This is a genomic window from Streptomyces sp. NPDC024555 (assembly GCF_055559335.1).
Genome location: NZ_JBVHKV010000004.1, coordinates 409,551 through 430,574 on the forward strand (window position 1 = coordinate 409,551; position 21,024 = coordinate 430,574).

The 21,024-nt window shown below is 73.5% G+C and carries 15 protein-coding genes and 1 tRNA gene; 2 read left to right on the top strand and 14 right to left on the bottom strand.

Annotated features, from left to right (window positions below; genetic code table 11):
* Positions 1 to 444: 444 nt before the first annotated feature.
* The 3 genes from ACZ4FH_RS09500 to ACZ4FH_RS09510 all read right to left on the bottom strand — a co-directional run bounded on the left by ACZ4FH_RS09500 (position 445) and on the right by ACZ4FH_RS09510 (position 5,176).
* Positions 445 to 1,086 carry an IclR family transcriptional regulator gene (locus ACZ4FH_RS09500; protein ID WP_383640860.1) on the bottom strand — a complete coding sequence of 214 codons (642 nt, stop codon included), beginning with the start codon at positions 1,084 to 1,086 and terminating at the stop codon, positions 445 to 447.
* A gap of 338 nt (positions 1,087 to 1,424) precedes the next feature.
* Positions 1,425 to 3,437 (bottom strand): hypothetical protein, encoded by a 2,013-nt coding sequence (locus ACZ4FH_RS09505; RefSeq protein ID WP_467303500.1) that lies wholly within the window; start codon positions 3,435 to 3,437, stop codon positions 1,425 to 1,427.
* A gap of 116 nt (positions 3,438 to 3,553) precedes the next feature.
* A complete protein-coding gene (locus ACZ4FH_RS09510; protein ID WP_467303501.1) occupies positions 3,554 to 5,176 on the bottom strand; it encodes a WxL domain-containing protein in 1,623 nt (540 codons plus the stop codon).
* 290 nt (positions 5,177 to 5,466) lie between these two features.
* On the opposite strand from ACZ4FH_RS09510, the gene ACZ4FH_RS09515 reads away from it, so the two are divergent.
* Positions 5,467 to 6,021, top strand: coding sequence for a hypothetical protein (locus ACZ4FH_RS09515; protein ID WP_467303502.1), 555 nt, complete (start codon positions 5,467 to 5,469; stop codon positions 6,019 to 6,021).
* Between the two features lie 75 nt (positions 6,022 to 6,096).
* Here ACZ4FH_RS09515 and ACZ4FH_RS09520 read toward each other — a convergent pair whose 3' ends face one another.
* From ACZ4FH_RS09520 to ACZ4FH_RS09535, 4 genes are all read right to left on the bottom strand, one after another.
* A complete protein-coding gene (locus ACZ4FH_RS09520; RefSeq protein WP_467303504.1) occupies positions 6,097 to 7,878 on the bottom strand; it encodes a DEAD/DEAH box helicase in 1,782 nt (593 codons plus the stop codon).
* A 149-nt stretch (positions 7,879 to 8,027) separates the two neighbouring features.
* Positions 8,028 to 8,417, bottom strand: a complete 390-nt coding sequence (locus ACZ4FH_RS09525) for a type II toxin-antitoxin system death-on-curing family toxin (RefSeq protein WP_467303505.1) — start codon at positions 8,415 to 8,417, stop codon at positions 8,028 to 8,030.
* Entirely contained in the window at positions 8,414 to 8,614 is a 201-nt protein-coding gene (locus tag ACZ4FH_RS09530; RefSeq protein ID WP_026290595.1) for a ribbon-helix-helix protein, CopG family, read from the bottom strand. Before ACZ4FH_RS09530 ends, ACZ4FH_RS09525 begins: the two co-directional genes overlap by 4 nt.
* Before the next feature lie 40 nt (positions 8,615 to 8,654).
* On the bottom strand, positions 8,655 to 10,118 hold the full coding sequence (locus ACZ4FH_RS09535) for an MFS transporter (protein ID WP_467303506.1): 1,464 nt from the start codon (positions 10,116 to 10,118) through the stop codon (positions 8,655 to 8,657).
* Between the two features lie 185 nt (positions 10,119 to 10,303).
* Between ACZ4FH_RS09535 and ACZ4FH_RS09540 the strand changes: the two genes are divergently transcribed.
* A tRNA-Cys gene (locus ACZ4FH_RS09540) sits at positions 10,304 to 10,378 on the top strand.
* 55 nt (positions 10,379 to 10,433) lie between these two features.
* On the opposite strand, the gene ACZ4FH_RS09545 is transcribed toward ACZ4FH_RS09540, so the two are convergent.
* From ACZ4FH_RS09545 to ACZ4FH_RS09575, 7 genes are all read right to left on the bottom strand, one after another.
* The gene (locus ACZ4FH_RS09545) at positions 10,434 to 11,861 is read right to left on the bottom strand and encodes an amino acid permease (protein WP_467303507.1); all 1,428 of its coding nucleotides are present in this window, start codon (positions 11,859 to 11,861) and stop codon (positions 10,434 to 10,436) included.
* Positions 11,862 to 11,994: 133 nt separating this feature from the next.
* On the bottom strand, positions 11,995 to 12,828 hold the full coding sequence (locus tag ACZ4FH_RS09550; RefSeq protein WP_467303508.1) for a M55 family metallopeptidase: 834 nt from the start codon (positions 12,826 to 12,828) through the stop codon (positions 11,995 to 11,997).
* The gene (locus ACZ4FH_RS09555; protein ID WP_467303557.1) at positions 12,825 to 14,201 is read right to left on the bottom strand and encodes a diaminopimelate decarboxylase; all 1,377 of its coding nucleotides are present in this window, start codon (positions 14,199 to 14,201) and stop codon (positions 12,825 to 12,827) included. Before ACZ4FH_RS09555 ends, ACZ4FH_RS09550 begins: the two co-directional genes overlap by 4 nt.
* Before the next feature lie 182 nt (positions 14,202 to 14,383).
* Complete coding sequence (locus tag ACZ4FH_RS09560) at positions 14,384 to 16,033, bottom strand: PucR family transcriptional regulator (RefSeq protein WP_467303509.1); 1,650 nt, start codon at positions 16,031 to 16,033, stop codon at positions 14,384 to 14,386.
* 55 nt (positions 16,034 to 16,088) lie between these two features.
* Positions 16,089 to 18,434 carry a xanthine dehydrogenase family protein molybdopterin-binding subunit gene (locus tag ACZ4FH_RS09565; RefSeq protein ID WP_467303511.1) on the bottom strand — a complete coding sequence of 782 codons (2,346 nt, stop codon included), beginning with the start codon at positions 18,432 to 18,434 and terminating at the stop codon, positions 16,089 to 16,091.
* Entirely contained in the window at positions 18,431 to 19,942 is a 1,512-nt protein-coding gene (locus tag ACZ4FH_RS09570) for a (2Fe-2S)-binding protein (RefSeq protein ID WP_467303512.1), read from the bottom strand. Before ACZ4FH_RS09570 ends, ACZ4FH_RS09565 begins: the two co-directional genes overlap by 4 nt.
* Complete coding sequence (locus ACZ4FH_RS09575; RefSeq protein ID WP_467303514.1) at positions 19,939 to 20,835, bottom strand: FAD binding domain-containing protein; 897 nt, start codon at positions 20,833 to 20,835, stop codon at positions 19,939 to 19,941. The genes ACZ4FH_RS09570 and ACZ4FH_RS09575 overlap by 4 nt, the downstream gene beginning before the upstream one ends.
* Positions 20,836 to 21,024 lie beyond the last annotated feature (189 nt).

The window sequence follows — 21,024 nt, forward strand, 5'->3', positions numbered from 1 at the left end:
TGCGGGGGCGCCCTGGGGCGCCTGGGGTGGGTGCGCCGTGTGTCCGGTGGGTGGGGGCGGGGTCCCTCCGGGGTGACTCCTCAGAAATGGCGTGTTCACCCCGGTACGAGGGGTGGGCCGGGTCGTACGCCATTTCCTGCGGGGACACCCCTGCACGCCCCCACCCGGCCGGTTCGGCGTCTTTCCGCCGGTGAATCACGCTGTCGCAGACGCACGACGGCCGGGTCCGGGGGCGTGCAGGGGAGTCCCCGCAGAACGACGAACACAGACCCGGGTACGTATGCGTCGGGCCCGCACGTTCGTCGTTCGAGGAGTCTCCCCGGAGGGACCCCGGACCCCCACCCACCGAACATCAGGCGCCCTGCGGGGAACCCGCACACACAAGCCCGTCGAGGGGGTCCCCCCATGCCCTTGAGGCTATGGGGGAGATTGAGGACGGAACCCTCAGCGCAGGGCGTCCGCCACCTCGCGGGCCGCGTCGATCACGCGGGGTCCCACCCGCTCCGGAACCGCGTCGGCGAGCATCACCACACCGACGCTGCCCTCGACCCCGGTGACCCCCATGAGCGCGGCGGCCGCGCCACTGGCCCCGGCCTCCAGCTCCCCGTGGGTGAGGGTGAAGGCGGTCTCGCCGACGGGCTTCTGCCGGGCGGCCAGGATCGCGCGGCCGGCGGCGCCCCGGTCGAGCGGATGGCGGAAGCCGGCCCGGTAGGCGACGTGGTAGTCCGTCCAGGTCGGTTCGACGACCGCGACCGCGAGCGCGTCGGCGCCGTCGACCAGGGTGAGATGGGCGGTGGCCCCGATGTCCTCGGCCAGCGAGCGCAGCGCGGGAAGCGCCGCCTCCCGGACGAGCGGGTGGACCTGGCGGCCCAGGCGCAGCACGCCGAGCCCCACGCGGGCCCGGCCGCCGAGGTCGCGGCGGATCAGGGTGTGCTGCTCCAGGGTGGCGAGCAGACGGTAGACCACCGTGCGGTTGACGCCGAGTTTGTTGGACAACTCGGTGACCGTCAGACCGTGGTCGGTGTCGGCGAGCAGTTTGAGGACACGCAGTCCCCGGTCGAGCGTCTGGGAGGTCTCCGCGGTCACGACGCCCTCTCCTCTTCGGTGAGCGGCGGCGGCTGGTTCCCATGATGTGCTGCGTCACCGGTCCCAGCGGCAACGCATCGAGAGGCCGCCGGCCTGGCCAAGGCACCGGCTGCGCTCCGCGGCGGCACTGCCACGGCGCGTTCACTTTTTTGGGACAGTAGCGAGCCAGTCCGCTCAGCGGAAGACCTCGTCCAGAATCCGGGCGTCCGGAGAAATCGGCTTGTGGGGAACGAGCATAAGTGCCGGTCAGCGGGGCGCCGACCGAATCGGACGCATCTACGCGCGTCCATGTCGGCCGACGCCCTCGCGACGCTCTGTGTATCAGACGTGAACCGGCGTTAACTCACCGTGAACATTTTTTGGACCGTTTTTCCGTTGACGAGGACCTCGCAGGCCCTGATCGCCTTCGTCGCCGGGTCGCGGACGGTGAAGTTGAGGGCGAAGGTGCCGTCGAGTCCGATGACCCGGGTGACATAGGAGTCGGAGGTCTGCTTGCCGTCGGCGGTGCGCCCGGTGACGGAGACGGTGGCGACGGGGGCGAAGCCCCGGCCGGTCACCTGGACCACGGTGCCGGGCGGCCCTTCGGGCGGTGAGAGGGCGAAGGAGGCACCGGCCGGGACGGAGCCGTCCTGGACGGTGAACGCGGCCGTCTCGGTACGGGGGTTGACGAGGACCTCACGGACCCGCAGGGCGACGGTGTCGGCCGCGTTGACGGTGAAGGTCTGCGAGAACGCCCCGTCGAGGCCGACGACCTTGGTGCGTACGGAGTCGGAGGTCTGCGAGCCGTCGGCGCGCAGCCCGACGATGGACACGGTCGCCACCTTGGCGAAGCCCTGGCCGAGGACGGTGACCGCGGTGCCCCTGGGTCCGGAGTCCGGGGTGAGGACGACGAAGGTGGGGGCGACGGTGAGCTGGGTCAGGGCCTGGGAGACGCCGGCGGTGACCCGCAGGGCGTAGACGCCCCGGGCGGTGGACCCGGCCGGGGTGACGGTGCCGGAGAGGGTGCCGTCGGCGTTGATCCGCAGGGTGGAGCCGCTGATCCCGGCGGCGTTGCAGCCGGTGCCGTCGGCCGCGCAGAGGGCGGCCGCGGGGGCGGTGCCGGAGGGCCAGCCGTCGCCGGAGACGCCGATGGTCCCGCCGGGTTTCACCTTGGCGGTGCCGGCGGAGAGCGTGGCCTCGGCCTCGGTGACGGTGAACGGCGTGGTCAGCACGGTCGCCGGGTCGTTGGCCTCGTCGACCTGGATCGCGGCGATCGCCGGGTCGGAGACGGTGAACTCGGCGGAGAAGGTGCCGTCGGGGCGGCTCTTCACATAGACGGCGGTGTCGTCCAGGGTGGCCCCGCCCGCGTCGAGCGCGACGGTGTTGATCCAGCGGTCCTGGTAGTAGTTGCTGCCGCTGACGGTGATCACGCTGCCGACCGGTCCGCTGCCCCGGGACAGGGCGATGGCGCGCGGCCCGTCGGGCACGAAGGCCTGGACGGTCAGGGGCGCGGTGGCCTCCTTCGTACCGTCGCCGACCTTCACCAGATACGAGCCGTTCGGCACCGCGCCCGCCGCCGCGAGGGTGGCGCTGCCGGTCAACTGGCCCGACGCGTTGACGGCGAGGGTGGAGGCGCCGAACTTCGCGGCGTCGCAGCCGCCGCCGTCGGCCGCGCAGAGCTGGGCCACGGGCGTGCCGCCGGGCGTCCAGCGGCTGCCGGACAGGGTGACCGCGGTGGACGGGCGGACCGGGGCGGTCGGGGCGATCAGCGTCGGCGGCTGCCCGGCGCTGCCCTCCGCGGTCACGGTGCCGATGGAACCGCCGTTCGCGGTGACGACGCAGGCCGTCTCGTAGGTGGAGCCCAGCACCTTGGTGCGGGTGAGGTTGCGCAGCGGGGTGAAGGTGATGGGGCCGCTGGCGTTGGCGGGGATCAGGAAGTCGCCCTCGTACGGCGGGATCTCGATGGGCTTCCCGGAGGGGATGTCGAGCGAGACCTCGGGGCCGGTGACGGTGACCGTGCCGGTGGCGCCGCCGGACATGGCGAGGTCGAGGCTGGGTGTGGTGGGCACGTCGCTGAGGCTGAGCCCGCTGGTGGCGGGCGAGGGGCCGAGGGTGACCTTGGCGTGGACCTTGCCGCCGGGGTCGACGACGTCGGGGGTCAGTTCCACGCCGAACTGCTGCGGCCCGTCCGCCTGGCCCTGGCCCGCGGGCAGGGTGCAGTGGACGGTCGGGGTGATGGTGCCCGCGTGGGCGAGCGGGGCGAGGGCGACGGCGCCCCCGCTCCAGACGAGAACGGCTCCGGCGCCCAGGGCGACGGCCCGCCGCCAGGCCGGGCGGGCCCGTCCTCCGGCGGATCTGCGGTGCGCGAACATATGACTCCTCCCAGGAAAACGGAATGCGAGTGTTCCGCCTGCGAAATGGGGGACGCCCGCCTGCTCCATTGCCGTACGGAACAGGCGGGCGCCTTCGGGATATCCCCCGATCCCCTTTACAGCAGGGTCAGGGTGAGGGTGGCGCTGTAATCTCCGGGCCGGGTGAATTCGGGAACGGTGAGGGCGAGATCGGCGTCGGCGTCGAACGTTCCGCCGGTGAACGGACGCGATCCGTCCGGGTTCATCCGGCAGAGGCTCGCCGCCTCGCTCCCGAGGGCGGTGGGTGCTCCGGCCACCGGGGTGCCCACGCTGCCGGCCTGCGCGGTGCAGGCCGGGGTCCAGCGCACCGCTCCGGCCGGGATGGTGCTCCCGTCGGGGCCGGTGAACCCGGTGAGGGTGGCGGTCAGGGACCAGCCGCTGTTGACGCCGCGGGCGTCCTCGACCTCGATCCGGTTGAGCCGGGCGTGCTGGTCGCCGGTGCCGTCGCCGAGGATGGTGGTGCCAAAGTCGACGGTGTCACCCGCCTGCTTCATGCTCAGCGTCCCGGCCCTGACCTGGGTGGTCAGCCGCTGTTCGGCGGTGGCCCCGTCCCCGCCGCCACCCTCGGTGGTGACGGTGAAGGGGACGGTGCGGACGGTCGCGGGGTCGTTGCCCTCGTCGGACTGGACGGCGGCGACCGCGTCGGAGATCACGGTGAACTCCGTGGACCAGGTGCCGTCCGAGCCGCTCTTGACGTAGACCGCGCTGTCGTCGAGCGCGGTGCCCGAGGCGTCGAGCCCGATGATGTTGATCCAGCGGTCCGGGTTGTAGCCCCGGCCGCTGACGGTGATCACGCTGCCGACCGGTCCGCGGTCCGGGGACAGGGCCATCTCCCGGTCGCCGGCCGCGACGGCCTCGACGGTGAGGGGGGCGGTGGCCTCCTTGGTGCCGTCGTTGACCTTCACCTCGTAGGAGCCGTTCGGCACGGCCCCGGACGGGCCGAGCGTCGCGGTGCCGGTGAGCGTGCCGTAGGAGTCGATCCGCAGGCTGTTCGCGGTGAACTTCAGCGGATCGCAGCCGCCCCCGCCGACCGCGCAGAGCGAGGGCACGGCGGTGGCGTCCGGGGTCCACCCGGAGCCGCCCAGCTTCACCGCGGTGCTCGGGCGCACCGGGGCGGCCGGGGCGGTCAGGGTGGCGGGTTCGGCCGCCGAGCCCTCCACCGTGACGCTGCCGAACGAGTCGCCGCCGGACACCACGTCGCAGGGCGTCTCGAAGACCGAGCCGAGCACCTTGGTCTGCGTGAGCGTGCGGATGGGTGCGAACGAGACGTCGCCCGAGGCGTCCGCGGGCACCAGGAAGTCGCCCTCGTACGGCGGGATCTCGATGGGCACCCCGGACGGGATGTCCAGGGCGATCTCCGGCCCCCGTACGGTGACGGTCCCGGTGGCCCCGCCGGACATCGCCAGGTCCAGGCTGGGGATGGTCGGCACGTCCTCCAGGGGCAGCCCGCTGGTGGCCGGGGACGGGCCGAGCGTCACCTTGGCGTGCACCTTGCCGCCCGGTTCGACGACGGCCGGCGACAGCTCCACGGTCATGTCCTGCGGTCCCGTCGCCTCGCCCTGGCCCGCGGGCAGGGTGCAGTGGACGGTCGGCGTCACCGTTCCGGCGGCGGCCGAGCCGCTGCCGGGCGAGACCGGTGAGGCCGCGGCGCCCGCGCAGCCCAGGGACAGTACGAAGCAGGCCGCGAGCAGGCCGGTCACACCGGGTCTTCGTCGTCGGATCACCTGACACCCTTTCATGGACCATTGATTGCGCACATTGAGGAGGGCACGTGCAGAGAAGTCAAGAGAAGGCCGATTGATCCTTTCTGAAATGCCCGAAAAGCATTTCTCCAGGCGTTTTCCTCATGTCTGTTGACTTCTTCGAAGATCACCGTTTCACTGCACCCGACATGCCGGGCCCGGCAGGCAGATCCGCACGTCCGCCGAATGCACCGACTGCGGCGGACCAAGACAACGCGGAATTCACACCGGAAGGAGTTCCACCCGTCATGTCGATCTCTTCGATCCGTGGCACCACCCGTAGGTCCGCCCGAAGACACCTGCCGCTGGCACTGGGCGCGGCGTGTTCGGTCGGCGCGCTGCTCTCGCTGTCCTCACCGACGGCGTTCGCGGTGACCCCGACCACGGCGACGGCCAGCTTCGACTGCGGTTCCTGGGGCAGTGGCCTGGCCACGCTGACCGCGGCCGACAACGGCACGACCAAGTCCATCAAGCTGACGTCGTCGGCGATCACGATGCCGTCCGGGTCGAGTGCCGACCCGAACAGCATCACGGCGACGCTCAGGGTCGCCAAGTCCGGGGGCGGCGTCGTCGAGTTCTCCGCCAAGGCGAACCCGGGGATGACCTACCCCAACCCGATCACCCTCGGGCCGCTGAAGCTCAGCTCCGGCACCCTGGCGGCCGGCGACACCACCAATCTCACGGTGCTGACGCCCCCGGCGAGCGCCACGAACTACACGCTCAAGATCGTGACCTCGTCCCCGACGGTCGCGACCGTGTACTGCGTGGCGACGTCGGTCCAGTCGTCGTCGTTCACCTGGTAGCACCCCCGGCATGAAACCGGCCCGGTACGCGGACTCGTGTCCCCGTACCGGGCCGGTGCGTGCGCGCCCGCACGCTCACCGCATGCGGGTGGCCCACTCCTGGACCTTCTTGATCCGCTGCTCGATCTGGCCGGCGGTGGCCTCCGCGCTGGGCGGTCCGCCGCATACCCGGCGCAGTTCGGTGTGGATGACGCCGTGCGGCTTGCCGCTCTGGTGGGTGTAGGCGGACACCATCGTGTTGAGCTGTTTGCGCAGCTCCAGCAGTTGTTTGTGGGTGACGACCGGCCGCTCGTGGGCGGGCTTCTCCAGGAGGTCGGCCTCGGCCGCGGGCTTCTGCCGGCTGTGCGCGATCTGCCGGGTCTGCCGCTTCTGGAGCAGCAGCTGCACCTGGTCGGGTTCGAGGAGGCCGGGGATGCCGAGGTAGTCCTGCTCCTCCTCGCTGCCCGGGTGGGCCTGCATGCCGAACTCGGCACCGTCGTACAGCACCCGGTCGAAGACGGCGTCGGACTCCAGCGCCTCGAAGGGCAGCTGCTCCTCGGTCTCCTCGTCCTCCAGCCGCTCCGCGTCGGCGAGGAGCTTGTCCTCCTCGGAGAACGGATTCTCCTCGTCGCTGCCCTTCTTGGGCTTGTCGAGGACGTGGTCGCGCTCGACCTCCATCTCGTTGGCGAAGTCGAGCAGCATCGGGATGGTGGGGACGAAGACGGACGCGGTCTCGCCGCGCCTGCGGGAGCGCACGAAGCGGCCGACGGCCTGGGCGAAGAAGAGGGGCGTCGAGATGGTGGTGGCGTACACGCCGACGGCCAGGCGGGGCACGTCGACGCCCTCCGACACCATGCGGACCGCGACCATCCAGCGGGAGTCGTCCTCGCTGAACCTGTCGATCTTCTTGGAGGCGGCCTTCTCGTCGGAGAGGACGACGGTGGCCTTCTCGCCGGTGACCCGCTTCAGGATCTTGGCGTACTCGCGCGCCGACTCCTGGTCGGTCGCGATGACGAGGCCGCCGGCGTCGGGGATGCCCTTGCGGACCTCGGTGAGCCGCTTGTCGGCGGCGGCGAGGACATTGGGGATCCACTCGCCGGTGGGGGCCAGCGCGGTGCGCCAGGCCTGGCCGATGGCGTCCTTGGTCATCGGCTCGCCGAGGCGGGCGGCGATCTCGTCGCCGGCCTTGGTGCGCCAGCGCATGTTGCCGCTGTAGCTGAGGAATATGACCGGGCGGACGACGCCGTCGGCGAGCGCGTTCCCGTAGCCGTAGGTGTAGTCGGCCGAGGAGCGGCGGATGCCGTCGTTGCCCTCCTCGTAGACGACGAACGGGATCGGGTTGGTGTCCGAACGGAACGGCGTGCCGGTGAGCGCGAGCCGCCGGGTCGCCGGGTCGAACGCCTCCTGGCAGGCCTCGCCCCAGGACTTGGAGTCGCCGGCGTGGTGGATCTCGTCGAGGATCACCAGCGTCTTGCGCTGCTCGCAGCGGTTGCGGTGCAGCATGGGGCGGACCCCGACGCCCGCGTACGTCACGGCGACGCCGTGGTACTCCTTGCTCAGCGGGCCCGCGCTGTACTCGGGGTCCAGCTTGATCCCTATGCGGGCCGCCGCCTCCGCCCACTGCTTCTTCAGGTGCTCGGTCGGGGCGACGACGGTGACCTGCTGCACGACGTGGTGGTGCAGCAGCCACGACGCGAGGGTCAGCGCGAAGGTGGTCTTCCCCGCGCCGGGGGTGGCGACCGCGAGGAAGTCGCGCGGCTGCTCCTGGATGTACTTCTCCATGGCGCCCTGCTGCCAGGCTCGCAGCTTGCCGGCCGTGCCCCAGGGGGCGCGGCCGGGGAAGGCGGGTGAGAGGTGGTGGGAGGCGGTAGTAGTCACGGTCTCCGGTTCGGGTCTCTCGGGTACGTGGGGCGCTGTCCGCGCGGACCGGAGGGCCCGTACGCGATACGACAACCGGGCCACCCTACCGGGGGGCGGCCCCCGATCCACCGCGGACCGCACCGCCCCGCACGGAAGTGCGACGGCTCTCACACCGGGCCGACGACCAGCTCCCGCAGCCCCTGGGAGATGGCCTTCACCTCGTCCGTCTCACCCGTGGCAACCGCGATGACCAGGCGTTCCGCCGCGTCGATATCAGGGCGGAGGTCGACCCCGTTCATCGCCAGAAACGTCACGCACGACAGCCAGGCGGTGCGCTTGTTCCCGTCGAAGAGCGGATGGTTGATCGCCAGCGACTGAAGCAGCGCGGCCGCCTTGTCGACGACGTCGGGATACGCCTCCTCGCCGAACATGGCGGCCGACGGCCGGTGCGCGGCGGATTCCAGGAGCCCGGCGTCGCGGACGACGATCTGCATGTCCGGGCAGGCGTGATCAGCGATGACGAGGATGTCCTCCGCGCTCAGATAGACACAGCTCACTTGAGCCGCTCCATGAGCTCGCTCCACTTGGCGGCCTGCTCCTTGGCGGTCTTGCGAACGATGGCCTGCTGAGCGGTCCGGGCCAGGTAGTCGTCCACGGCCTGGAGCAGTATGGCGTGCATGCTTGTGCCCTCCTGCTCGGCACGCTGCTTGAGGGCTTCGGTCTGGTCGTCGCGCAGACGCAGGTTCATGGCCATACCAGAACGGTACCACCGGGTGGGGCCAGACTAGTACCAGCTAGATCGCCCGCACCCGCCCCGCCACCCACGCCCCCGCCAGCGCCACCACGGCCATCGGGAGGAAGACCACCGCGAACGCGCCCGGGTGCGAGCCCGAGGCGGTCGATTCCACCGCGTCGTGGACGGCGCCGACCGCTCCCCCGCCGAGGGCCGCGAAGGCGGCACCGCCGGCCGCGAGGAGGAGGACGTTGGCGAGGCCGTCGGAGATCTGGAGGGCGGCGGAGTTGGCGCCGGCCTCCTCGGGGGCGGAGAGCTTGAGGAGGAGGACGCTGGTGGAGGCGATCACCATGCCCATGCCGAAGCAGCCGAAGGCCCAGGCGACGGCGACGGTCCAGACGGGGACCGCGTGGATGAGCACCGCCGGGGCGGCGGCTATCGCCGCGGCGACGAGGACCATGCCGCCGACCATCAGCCGTTCGCGGTGCGGTTCGAGGCGGGGGCGGGACTGGACGTACGAACCCAGGGCCCAGGTGCCGCCGCCCGCGGCGAGGGAGAGGCCGGCCAGGGTCGGGGAGAGGCCGCGCTCGGTGACGAGCATCAGCGGGACGAACGATTCGGCGGCGATGAACGAACCGGCCGCCACCCCGCGCAGCAGCACGACGGCGGGCAGTCCGCGGGCCGCGCGTCCGGTGCCCGGGGGCAGCAGGCCGCGGATCGCGGGGACGAGCAGGGCGATTCCGGCGGCGGCCGGCAGCAGGGAGAGCCAGTTCCGCTCCTGCCCGGCGTACTGGAGCAGTCCGGCGCCCAGCGAGATGCCCAGCGCGAGCACGATGCGCCGGCGGTCGTACGGTTCCACCGGCGCCTCCGGGTCCGCCGGCCCCGAGGCCCTGCGCCGGATCGCGGGCAGCGCGAGCGCCAGCGGGAAGACGACCAGCACGGGGATGCCGACGAAGACCCAGCGCCAGCCCAGGTGCTCGGTCACGCTTCCGGAGGCCAGCGGCCCCACGACCGACGGGATCACCCAGCTCGCGGCGAAGGCGGCCATGATCGACGGGCGCAGGTGCTCCGGATAGGCCCGGCTGATCACCACGTACAGCGCGACGATCACCAGCCCGCCGCCCAGCCCCTGGACCGCACGCCCGGCGATGAAGAGCCACATGCTCCCCGCCGTCCCGGACAGCAGGAGCCCCGCGCCGAAGGCGCTGATGCCGGTGGCCAGCGGGGCGAGCGGTCCGCGCCGGTCGGCCCACTGGCCGGAGAGCACCATGGCGAACAGGCTGGTGGTGAAGTACGCGGAGAAGGCGAACGCGTACAGCGGGATGCCGTCCAGCTCCCGGGCGGCGACCGGCATCGCGGTCCCCACGGCGGTCGCCTCGAAGGCGATCAGGAAGACCACCGAGACGATGCCGACGCTGAGCGCCCGGTAGGTCCGCCCGAGAACCCCTTCGGCCGCCCCGGGAGGTGCTGCGGAGTCTTCGAGCTGCGGCGCGACGTCGGCGTCACGGGGTTCCAGGACGGTCATGCGCTCAAGAGTAAGGGCCTAAAACGTGTGTGGGCCCTGTCGCGGGTCGCCTCCGTTCTCCGCCCTTGGTCGTAGGACCACCGGGCCGGACATGAACGGCGTGTGTCAGTCGTATGGCACGGCGGCCCGCACCCTTGAGCCCCCGCCCGCCGCGGGCCTAACGTCGGGGCATCGCACCAGCGCAGGACCGTGTGCCCGAGAGGCTCAGGGGCTCGACTGCAACTCGAGTTACACCGGTTCGAATCCGGTCACGGTCTCCACGGACGAACCGCCCGCTCCCGGCACCCGGGGCGGGCGGTTCGTCGTTCTCGCAGGTCAGGACTGAGCGACCGGATCCGCCTCGCGGCTCTGGGCGGCAGGCTCGGGCCGGGTGCCGCGCGCCCTGCGCACCGCGTACGCGATGAGGACGACGGCCAGGCTGCCGAGGCTGGTGAAGAGCTGGGTGCGCTGGTCGGCGATGACGGCCATGGCCACCAGCACCGCCGCGAATCCGGCCATGACCACCCAGGTCAGATACGGGAAGAGCCACATGCGCAGGGTCAGCCGCTCGGGCGCCTCGCGCTCCAGCCTCCGCCGCATGCGCAGCTGGGAGACGCCGATCATCAGGTACATGAAGATGGCGATCGCGCCCGAGGAGTTCACCAGATAGGTGAAGACGGTGTCCGGGGAGAGATAGGCCAGCAGCACCGAGATCCAGCCCACCACGGTTCCGGCGAGGATCGCGCGGGCCGGGACCTGGCGCTTGTTGGTCGCCACCAGCCAGGTGGGGGCGTCGCCGTGGGTGGCCAGGGCGCGCAGCATCCGGGAGGAGACGTAGACCGAGGAGTTGAGCACGCTCAGGACGGCCGTGAGGATCACGATGTCCATCACGACGCCCGCGCCCGGCAGCCCGATGATCTTCCAGGCGGCGACGTACGGGCTGGCCAGGACCTTGGCGCTGTCCCACGGCACGATGGTGACGACCAGCACGATGGAGCCGACGTAGAAGAGGATGATCCGCCAGATGATCCCGGTGGTGGCACGTGCCACCGAGCGTTCGGGCTCCTTGCTCTCGGCGGCGGCGATGGTGACGATCTCGGCCCCGCCGAAGGCGAAGATGACCACGACGATCGCGGAGAAGATCGCGGTGAACCCGTTGGGGGCGAAGCCGCCGTGCGCGGTCAGGTTGGAGAAGTCGAAGGAGGCGCCCGGCCAGGCGCCGAAAACGTACAGTCCGCCGACGATCAGGAACGCCACGATCGCGGCGACCTTGACCGAGGAGAACCAGAACTCGAACTCGCCGAAGGACTTCACGGAGAGCAGATTGGTCGCGGTCATCACGACCATCAGGCCCATGGCGAGGACCCAGAGGGGCAGATCGAGCCAGGCGTGCAGGATCGCCGCTCCCGCGACGGCCTCCACGGCCACGATGATCACGTAGTAGTACCAGTACAGCCAGCCGATGGTGAAGCCCGCCCAGGGGCCGATCGCGGTGCGGGCGTAGTCGGCGAAGGAACCGGCGGACGGCTTGGCCACGACCATCTCGCCGAGCATCCGCATGGTGCACAGCACGAGCGCGCCGGCCAGGCAGTAGGAGACGATCGCCGCCGGACCCGCGGTCTTGATGACCGAGCCGCTGCCCACGAACAGTCCGGCGCCGATCGCGCCGCCGATCGCGATCATCGACATGTGGCGGTTGCGCAGCGAGCGGCTGAGCGGCGGTTGCGGGCTCAGCGGTTCCTTCTGCGGTACGGAAGAGGACATGGCAGCTCCAGTCACGGGGCGACGACGGGGAGGGGGCGGCGGGGCGCGGGCAGGGGAACCGCTCGGGGGGTGCCGCCGGGAGGGCGGCGGCCCGGGAAGGGGGTCCGGGCCGCCGGGGGGGGGAAACGCCTGATCAGGTCCAGTCGCCCTCGCGACCGCCGCCGATCACCCAGCTGAGGGCGCGGAAGCGGCGCAGGGCCGTCATGGCGTCGGGGGTGGCGACGCGGACGGTGCGGGAGCCGGACCGTTCGACTCCGGACAGTGCGCACGCGCGGTCCGCGAGGTGGGGACTGTCCACGTCGACCTCCACCACGTGCGGCGCGGGTCGCCGGGCGGGGCGGGGCGGGGGCGAGGCCAGTGCGGCGGCGGCCTCGCGGCGGATGTCGGCCGCGGTGACGGACGGGGTGCGGCAGACGGCGGCGTGCCGGGAGATCGCCTTCTTGACGGCGACGGTCCGACAGCCGGGGGCGTAGCCGGATGCCTCGCGACAGGTGAGGTCGTCGCCGGTGACGAGGACGACCGGGACGCCGGCCTCGGCGGCGACCAGGGCGTTGAACCCGCCCTCGCCGACGGGGTCGCCGTCGATGCGGACGCCGGTGATGCTGTGGGAGAGGTAGGTGTGGGCGAGCACGCCGTCCTCGCCGGCGCCGGTGTGGTAGCCGACGAAGGCCACCGCGTCGACGCCCTCCTCCAGGCCCTCCAGCATGCCGAGGGGCTTCTGCCGGCCGACGATCAGCACCGCGCGCGGGTCGAGTTCCTCGATGAGGACGTTGTCCATGCCGCAGTGCGCGTCGTTGACGACGATCTCGTCGGCGCCCGCCTCGGCGAACCCGGCGACGGCGGCGTTGACGTCCCCGGTGAGCAGCCGGCGGAACCGCTCGTAGCGCGGGGTTCCCGCGGCGACGTCGGCGGGCGAGACCGTTCCCGTCGCTCCTTCCATATCGGCGGATATGAGGACGCGCGTCACTCCGCCACCTCCTTCGTCGTTCCGTGCTCCGCGCCGTCCGCGCACAGCGCCACCAGGGAGTCCACCTGGGAGAGTCCGCTCTCCTCGACGACCTCGCGCACGCTCTGGGCGGCGCGGATCAGGGCGAGACGGATCTGTCCGGCCGAATCCGCGCGATAACCGTACACAGCGGGCCTGGGCAGGGAATTGTATGAGAAGTGCGACGAGAAGTAGTACGCCCCGGTGTCGTACAGCGCGACCACGTCCCCCGGTTCGATGACCGGGAGTTCGCGGGCGGTCGCGGTCAGGTCCCCGGCGAAGCAGCAGGGGCCCGCGATGTCGACGATCTCGGTGGGGCCGTGCTTGGGGCGGCCCGCGGCGTCGAGGACACCGACGCGCAGGGGCCAGGCCTCGGGCATGAACACGGTGCGGGTCGCCACCTGGGCCCCGGCGTGGGTGACGGCGATCCGCCGGCCGCCGGCCGACTTGGTGTACTCGACGACCGAGGCGACGGTGCCGCTCTTCGCCAGCAGGGAGCGGCCGAACTCGGTGACGAGGGTGTAGCGGCCGTCGAAGAGCCCGGGGACGGCGGCCCGCAGCGCGGCAACGTAGTCGGCGTAGGTGGGGCGGTCGTCCTCGTCGTCGAAGTTGACCGGCAGCCCGCCGCCGATGTCCAGACCGGTGATACGGGCGTACCCCAGCCGGCCGTTGACGCGCTCGGCGAGGTCGTACGCGGCGCCGATGCCCCGGGCGATCAGCGGCAGCGGGCAGCCCTGGGAGCCGACGTGGGCGTGCAGCCGGTTCAGCCACCTGTGCCGTACGAAGGCGTCGATCACGGCGTCCACGGCCCCGGGGTCGCGCAGCGCGACGCCGAACTTGCTCGTCGCCGTGGCCGTGCTCATCGCCCCGATGGCACCGGCGCCGACCTGGGGGTTGATCCGCAGACCGATGGGGCCGGACGGCTCACGGCCGGCCAGCAGACGGTCGACGCGCTCCAGTTCCTGGAAGTTGTCCAGGTTGATCGCGATGCCGTGCTCCAGGGCGAACTCCAGCTCCTCGACGGTCTTCGCGGGGCTGTCGAAGACCAGCCGGTCCGGGGTGAAACCGGCGGCGAGCGCCTGCTCCAGCTCGCCCGGGGAGGCCACCTCGCAGCCCATGCCGGCCTCGGCGAGCAGCCGCAGGACCGGCACCAGTCCGCAGGCCTTGGCGGCGAAGGTGTGCTGGACGGTGGCCGGGCCCGCGAAGGCCTCGTTCAGCGCGTCGACGGCGGCCAGGACGCCGTCGACGTCGAGCAGGCCGACGAGCGGTGCGCCGGGGCCGAGCAGCCCCTCCTCGACCGCGCGGGAGAGGGCCGCCTCCCGTGCGCGCTCGCGCGGGGAGACCGAAGAGGACATCACCTGAACCACACTCCTACCTGCCGGGTCGCTCCGCCCCGCACGCGTCGGGGCGCGGGGCGATGTGCTCAGCTTCGGTGCGCGGTGCCCGGCCTGTCTTCGTCGGCAGCGACCAGTCCGGACCGGTTGGGTTGTCGTTCCTCACAACCGAATGATCTTGAACGGGGTGCCGGCCGGGCCCTTCAGCCGGTGCGGCGGGCCAGGCGCAGCCCCAGGTCGGCCAGGAGCCGCAGGGCCGGGTCGGAGAGGTCCACGCCGAACAGCTCACGGGCCCGGCGCAGCCGGTACCGCAGCGTGTTGGGGTGCACGTTGAGCCGTCGGGCGGCCCCGGCCGTGTCGCCGAAGGCGTCGAGGTAGGCCGCGACGGAGTCGCCGAACGAGGAGCCGTGCGCGGCGTCGTGCGCCAGCATCGCGTGCACCGGCCCCGGCACCGCGTCCCACAGGGGCTCCACCCGGTCGAGCAGCCGCAGCACCGCCGCCTCGGCCGCCACCTCCGCGTACGAGGCGACCGCCGATCCGCCGCCCGGCCGCTCCCCGGCGCGCTCGCGCAGCACCCGCACCACCAGCTCCGCCGCCTCGCGGGAGGCGGGCAGCTCCGCGAGGTCCGCCACCACCGGACCGGCCCCGGCGAGGACCGCGCCGCGCGGCACCGCGCGGGCCGTCGTGAGCAGGGTGCGCGCGGGGTCCGTCTCGCCGTCCGCGGCCGGCACCAGCACGTACAGCCGCCGTCCCGAGCGCGCGGTCACACAGCCGGGGCGGTAGGCGGCGGCCTGGAGCGCGAGGACGTCCAGGACCCGGTCCCCGAGGCCGTCGGGGGCGGTCCCCGGGCCGGGCGGCGCGAGGTGCGCCTCGGCCACCATGACCGCGTACGGCCGGTCCGGGAGGATCCCGACGTCGTGCGCCGCCCGGTCGCCGCCCGCCAGCAGCGCGTGCACGGCTCCCTCGCGCGCCCGGGCCGCGGCCCGGCCCCAGGTCCGGTGGTGCGACAGGTGCGGGACGGCGGCGCGAGCCGCCGTGCGCAGCGCGGCCGCCGCGTCCCCGGCCAGGGGCCGTCCGTCGGCGGCGGCCCAGATCGAGCCGAGGACCTCGGAGCCGTGCCGCACCGCGACGGCCAGCCGCTCGGCGTAGCGGTCGTCGGCGGGCAGCCGCACCACGTCGTCGGTGTTCCACAGGGTCCGGAAGAAGCCGCTCTCGCGGAGTTCGACGACCCGCCAGCGGGGCACCTCCTGGCCGAGGATCGTCAGCCGGCGCATCGGGTCGGGTTCGTGGTCCATGCGGGAGTACGCCAGCACCCGGGACTGCGGGTCCTCGATCGTGATCGCTCCCCCGACGAGATCCGCCACGGTGTTGGCCAGGCCCGGCAGATCGCCGAGCCGCAGTCCGGCCACCCCGGCCGCGTCGGCGGACCGGTCCGGGACGCTGTGCACCAGGGCCGTGCGCAGTTGGCCCAGCGCCTCGGTCCAGCCCTGTCCTGGCCGCAGGGTCAGCAGCGCCGTGCGTCCCCGCTCGGCGGCCTCCACCAGGGACGCCCGGGGGCCCCGGCCGCCGCGCCGGACGATCAGGGCGGCCGCGCCGGCCCGGTCGGCGGCGCGCAGCACGTCGGCCGCCTCGGCCGTGCCGGCGTCGACGCCGACGGCGAGCAGGACCAGTCCGGCGGCCGCCCACGCCTCGTCGTCCCGGTCCTCGCCGGCGTCGTGCAGCACCACGTCGAGGACGGGCACCGCCGTGCCGAGCGGGGCGGCGACGACGTCGAGGGTTCCGGCGGAGATCAGGGCGAGGAGCTGGGCCAGGGTCGCGCCGTGGCCCGGACCGTCCGTTGCGCGGGTGTGCATACCCCCATGATTGCCGCACACCGCCGCGACCAGGAGGGCGGTGGTGTGCGGCCGGTCACGCCTTGGGCGTCGCGACCGCCGCCTGCGGGCGGATCGGGAGGCGGTTGACCGGGCGGCCGGTGGCGGCGCGGACGGCCGCCGCGACCGCCGCGGGCGAGGTGACGACGGGGACGGCGGAGGCGGGTTTGGCGCCGAAGGGGGCGACCACGTCGCGTTCCTCGACCAGCTTGACGATGCGGATCTCGGGGACGTCCAGGGAGGTCGGCAGCGCGTAGCCCGTGAGGTCCGGGTGGCGGACCAGACCGCGGGCGGTGCGCAGGTTCTCCGTCAGCGCCGCGCCGATGCCCTGGGTGACGCCGGCCTCGATGCGGGCGGCCAGCTGGGCGGGGTTGAGGACCCGCCCGACGTCCTGGGCCAGGGCCATCTCGACGACCCGGACGGAGCCGATCTCGACGTCGACGTCCACGACCGCGCGGACCGCGCAGAACGCCAGGCCGACGAAGGCGTCGCCCTGGCCGGACTCGTCCAGCGGTTCGGTGGGGTGCGGGCGGCACTGGGCGGTGGCCCAGAGCTCCTTGCCGTCCATCGCCTCGGTGACGGTGGTCGAGAGCACCCCGTCGTACGAGGTGATCTTGCCGTCGGCGATCTGGAGCAGTTCGGTGGACATGCCGAACTTGTGGGCCAGCGGCTGGAGCAGCTGGGTGCGGACCATCTTCGCGGCGCGTTCGACCGCTCCGGCGGAGACCCAGGTGTGGCGGCCGTGCGTCGCCGGGCCGGCCGGGGGCTGGTCGGTGTCGACGGAGGCGACGTGCACCTCCTCGATGCCCAGGGTCTCCTGGACCACCTGGCGGGCCAGGGTGGAGAAGCCCTGTCCGGTCTCGACGGCGGCGCAGATGACCGTGGCGACGCCGTCGTGGACCCGGACCGTGGCGGTGGAGACCTCGTCGGCGCCCTCGGCCCCGAGCATGTGGACCATGCCCAGCGCGTAGCCGACGCCGCGCCGCACGGCGCCGGGTTCGCCCGCGCCCTCGGGTCCGCCGGGCAGCAGCCAGTCGTCCTCCGGGGAGTCCTTGGGGAGCGCGGGCAGCGGGGCCTCGCTCACGGCGCGCAGCAGTTCGGCGACGGGGGCCGGGCAGGTGACCGTCTGGCCGGTGGGCAGGATGTCGCCGGTGGCCAGGACGTTGCGCAGCCGCAGCTCGGCCGGGTCGATGCCCAGCTTGGCCGCGAGCTTGTCCATCTGGCCCTCGTAGGCGGCGCAGACCTGCATCGCGCCCTCGCCCCGGACATGGCCGGAGGGCGGGTTGTTCGTCCGGACGGCCCAGCCCTCGATGAAGGCGTGCGGGACGACGTACGGACCGCAGGCGAAGGCGACGGCGGCGGCCAGGGACTCCGAGGAGGCGTCCGCGTAGGCGCCCGCGTCCAGCAGGATCTGGGCCTCGACCTTGACGAGCCGGCCCTCGGCGTCCGCGTGGTGGCGGTAGCGCAGCAGGGTGGGGTGGCGGTGGGCGTGGCCGAGGAAGGACTCCTCACGGGTGGCGGCCAGTTTGACCGGGCAGCCGGTGCGCAGGGCGAGCAGCCCGAGCGGGAGCTGGAAGCCGGGGTCCTCGCGGTCGCCGGTCGCGCCGGGCACCCCGGTGACGACGATCTTCACCCGGTCCGGTTCGAGGCCGAAGCAGGCGGCGGCCAGGTCCCGGTCGGTGTGCGGGTCGGTGGAGGCGGTGTAGATCTCCACGCCGCCGTCGGGGCGGGGCACGGCGAGCCCGGCCTCGGCGCCGATGGGCGCGGGGTCCTGGCGGCCGATCCGGTACAGCCCCTCGACGACGACCTCGCCGGTGGCCTCCGGGTCGCCGTAGCGCAGCGGGATGTGGCGGATCAGATTGCCGTCGGGGTGCAGCGGCTCGGCGGCGAACGCCTTCTCCGGGTCGGTGACCGGTTCCAGCACCTCGTACTCGACGGCGATCGCGGCGGCGGCCAGCCGGGCGGTGTCGGGGTGGTCGGCGGCGACCGCGGCGATCGGCTCGCCGTGGTGGCGGACGAGGTCGGAGGCGAAGACCGGGCGGTCGGCGACGCGGCGCCCGTAGGAGCCGTCGCCGGGGACGTCCTCGTGCGTGACGACGGCGCGCACCCCGGGCATCCGCAGGGCGCCGGAGGTGTCCACGGACAGGATGCGGGCGTGCGGGTGCGGGGAGCGCAGCACGGCCGCCCAGAGCAGTCCCTCGGCCCACAGGTCGGCGGCGTACGGGAAGGTGCCCTCGGTCTTGGGGCGGGCGTCGGCGTGCGGCAGCGAGGCGCCGATGCCGAGCCGGGGGCGTTCGGGGGCGGGGCCTCCGGCACCGTCCAGTGCCGGGATGCTGATCGCCGTGTGGGTCGCGCCCGCCGCGGTGGCCGCGTCGTTGCTCACGCCATGCCTCCGTCCTGGAGATGGGCCTGCACACTACCCGCGCCGGGTGGCGCCTGGTGCGGGATGCGGGCCTCGTCCTGACCGGCGGCCTCCTGTGCGGCGGCCGCCTCGGCCGCGGCCTCGCGGCCGGCGATGACCTCGTTGACGGCGTCGAGGACGCCCCGGTAGCCGGAGCAGCGGCAGAGGTTGCCGCAGAGCGCCTGGCGGGTCTCCAGCTCGCTGGGGGCGTGGTTGCCCTCCAGCAGGTCGTGGACGGTCATGGCCATGCCGGGGATGCAGAAGCCGCACTGGACGGCCCCGCACGCGGCCAGCGCCCGCTGGACGTCGGAGGGTTCGCCGTCGACGGCGAGGCCCTCGACGGTGCGGACCTCGCTGCCCTCGGCGGTGGCCGCGGGGACCAGGCAGGAGGCGACGAGGCGCCCGTCGACCTGGACGTTGCAGGCCCCGCACTCGCCCTGGGAGCAGCCGTCCTTCGCCCCGGCGAGGCCGAGGCGCTCGCGCAGCACGTAGAGCAGCGACTCGCCGATCCAGGCGTCGGTGACCGGCCGGTCGGCGCCGTTGACGTGGAGGACGTAGGAGACGGCCGGGTGCTCGCTGGGCAGATCGGCCGGTACGGGGGCGGGGGCGTCCGGTACGGGGGCGGGGGCGTCCGGTGCCGGGGCGGTGTCCGTCTCCGGGAGCGCGGCCGCCTCGGGGGCGGCGTCGGTCTCCGGCTCGGCCCCGGCCTCCGGCGCGGGCTCTTCGGCGGTCCGGTCGGCGTCCTCGGTCCGCGGCCGCTCCGGTGCGGGGGGCTCCTCGTCGGCGGGCGCGGGCCCGGTGGGGGCGGGCGCGGTCGCCTGCTCCGGTGCCTGGCCGTCCGCCGCGGTGCTCTCCGCCTCGGCGGGGGCGGCCTCCGCCTCGGCGGCGGGGTCGTCGGCCGGGGCGGGCGCGGGCTCCGGTTCCGGTTCGGGCTGCGTGGCCCACGGGGCGGGGGCGCCGCCGGGCAGGGTGGCCGGCGGGGTGCGGTCCGCGTACCAGCCGGCGGCCAGGGCGGAGGCCGAGAACTCCCCGGACTCCTCGGGGAGGTCCCCGTTCGCGACCGGGATCGTCCACTGGCCGGTGTGGCCGGCGGGCTCGGCCGGTCCGCCGGCCTCGGCGAAGTTCCAGTGGGCGGTGGCGCCGGGGTCGTCGGCGTAACGCTCGGGCTCCCGCGCGGGCTGCGGGTAGCCGTACGCGGGCTGCTGGTTCTGCTGGTTCGGGTCGGGCCAGTGCACCGGGGCGGGCGCGGGCCCGGTGCCGGGCTCCGGCTGCGGGGCGGGCCAGCCGCCGGTGGCCGGGTCGACGCCGGGCGCGGGGGTCAGCGGCAGGATCATCGGCGGCACGTAGCCCTGGCCGGGCGCGGCCAGCGGAATGTTCGCCAGGTCCTCGGGCGGCAGCTGGACGAACGCGGTCGCGTCGGCGTCGTACTCGCCGTGCGCGGTCGGCTCCCAGCCCCCGTGCCCCTGTGCGGCGCGGTCCTCGTTGCTCACGACAGTGCCCTCCCCAGCGCGCGTCGGGCCAGTGCGGCGACGGTGCGCCGCAGGTGCAGTACGGCCGGGGGCAGGGGTGGTGCCTCTCCCCCGTCGGCGGGCGGCGCCTGGTCCGGGATGCAGGCCGCGGCGACGTACTCGCCGAAGGCGGCCAGCGCGTCGGCGGCCAGGGCCCGTTCGCCGTCCCAGTCGATCAGCGAGGCGATCCAGCGTTCCGCCTCCAGCGGACGCAGCGGCATCGGCGCGATGGCGCCGACCGCGCAGCGCACCCCGCGCCGGGCCGGGTCGAGGACGATCGCGACGGAGGCGGTGGCACGGCCGGGGCCGGTGCGGCCGGTGGCCTTGAGGAAGACCTGCGGGGCGTGCAGGAGCGGCACCCGGACGAAGCCGATCAGCTCGGCGGGCTGGAGCATCTCGCGGCCGGCCAGCAGATGGGAGACCGGGATCTCGCGGCGGGCGCCGCCGGGGCCGGCGATGACCAGCTCGGCCTCCAGGGCGGCGAGCACGGGCAGGGCGTCGCCGGTCGGGGCCGCGGTGGCGATGTTGCCGCCGAGCGTGCCGGCGTTGCGGATCTGCGGGGGGCCCGCGGCGCGCGCGGAGGCGGCGAGCGCGGGGATGAGGGCGGCGAAATCGGGCCGTCCCATGCGTGCGTGGGTGAGACCGGCGCCCAGCAGGGCGTGGCCGTCCTGGTAGTGCCAGCCGCGCAGCTCGCTGATCCGGCCGAGGCCGACGAGCCCGGAGGGGCGCAGGAGCCCCTTGTTGACGGCGGCCATCAGGTCCGTTCCGCCTGCCACGGGGACGGCCGCGGGCATGGCGCCGAGGGCCGCCACGGCCTCGTCCAACGAGGCAGGCAGCATGACGGACTGCGTCGCCTGCGGTGCGTGCATGGTCAACCCAGCTGCCCCTTCCCGGTGTCCCGGCTGTCCCGCCTGTTTCGCCGTACGGTACGTGCTCGAAGCCCGGACGTGGCAACTCTGGCACATCTTCGGACCGGGCCGACGCGAGGGTCCACGAAGGGAGCATCCGTCCCTGACCAGGGGGATGGTCCGCTTTCACCCAGATTCGGAGCGGATGGTGAATTG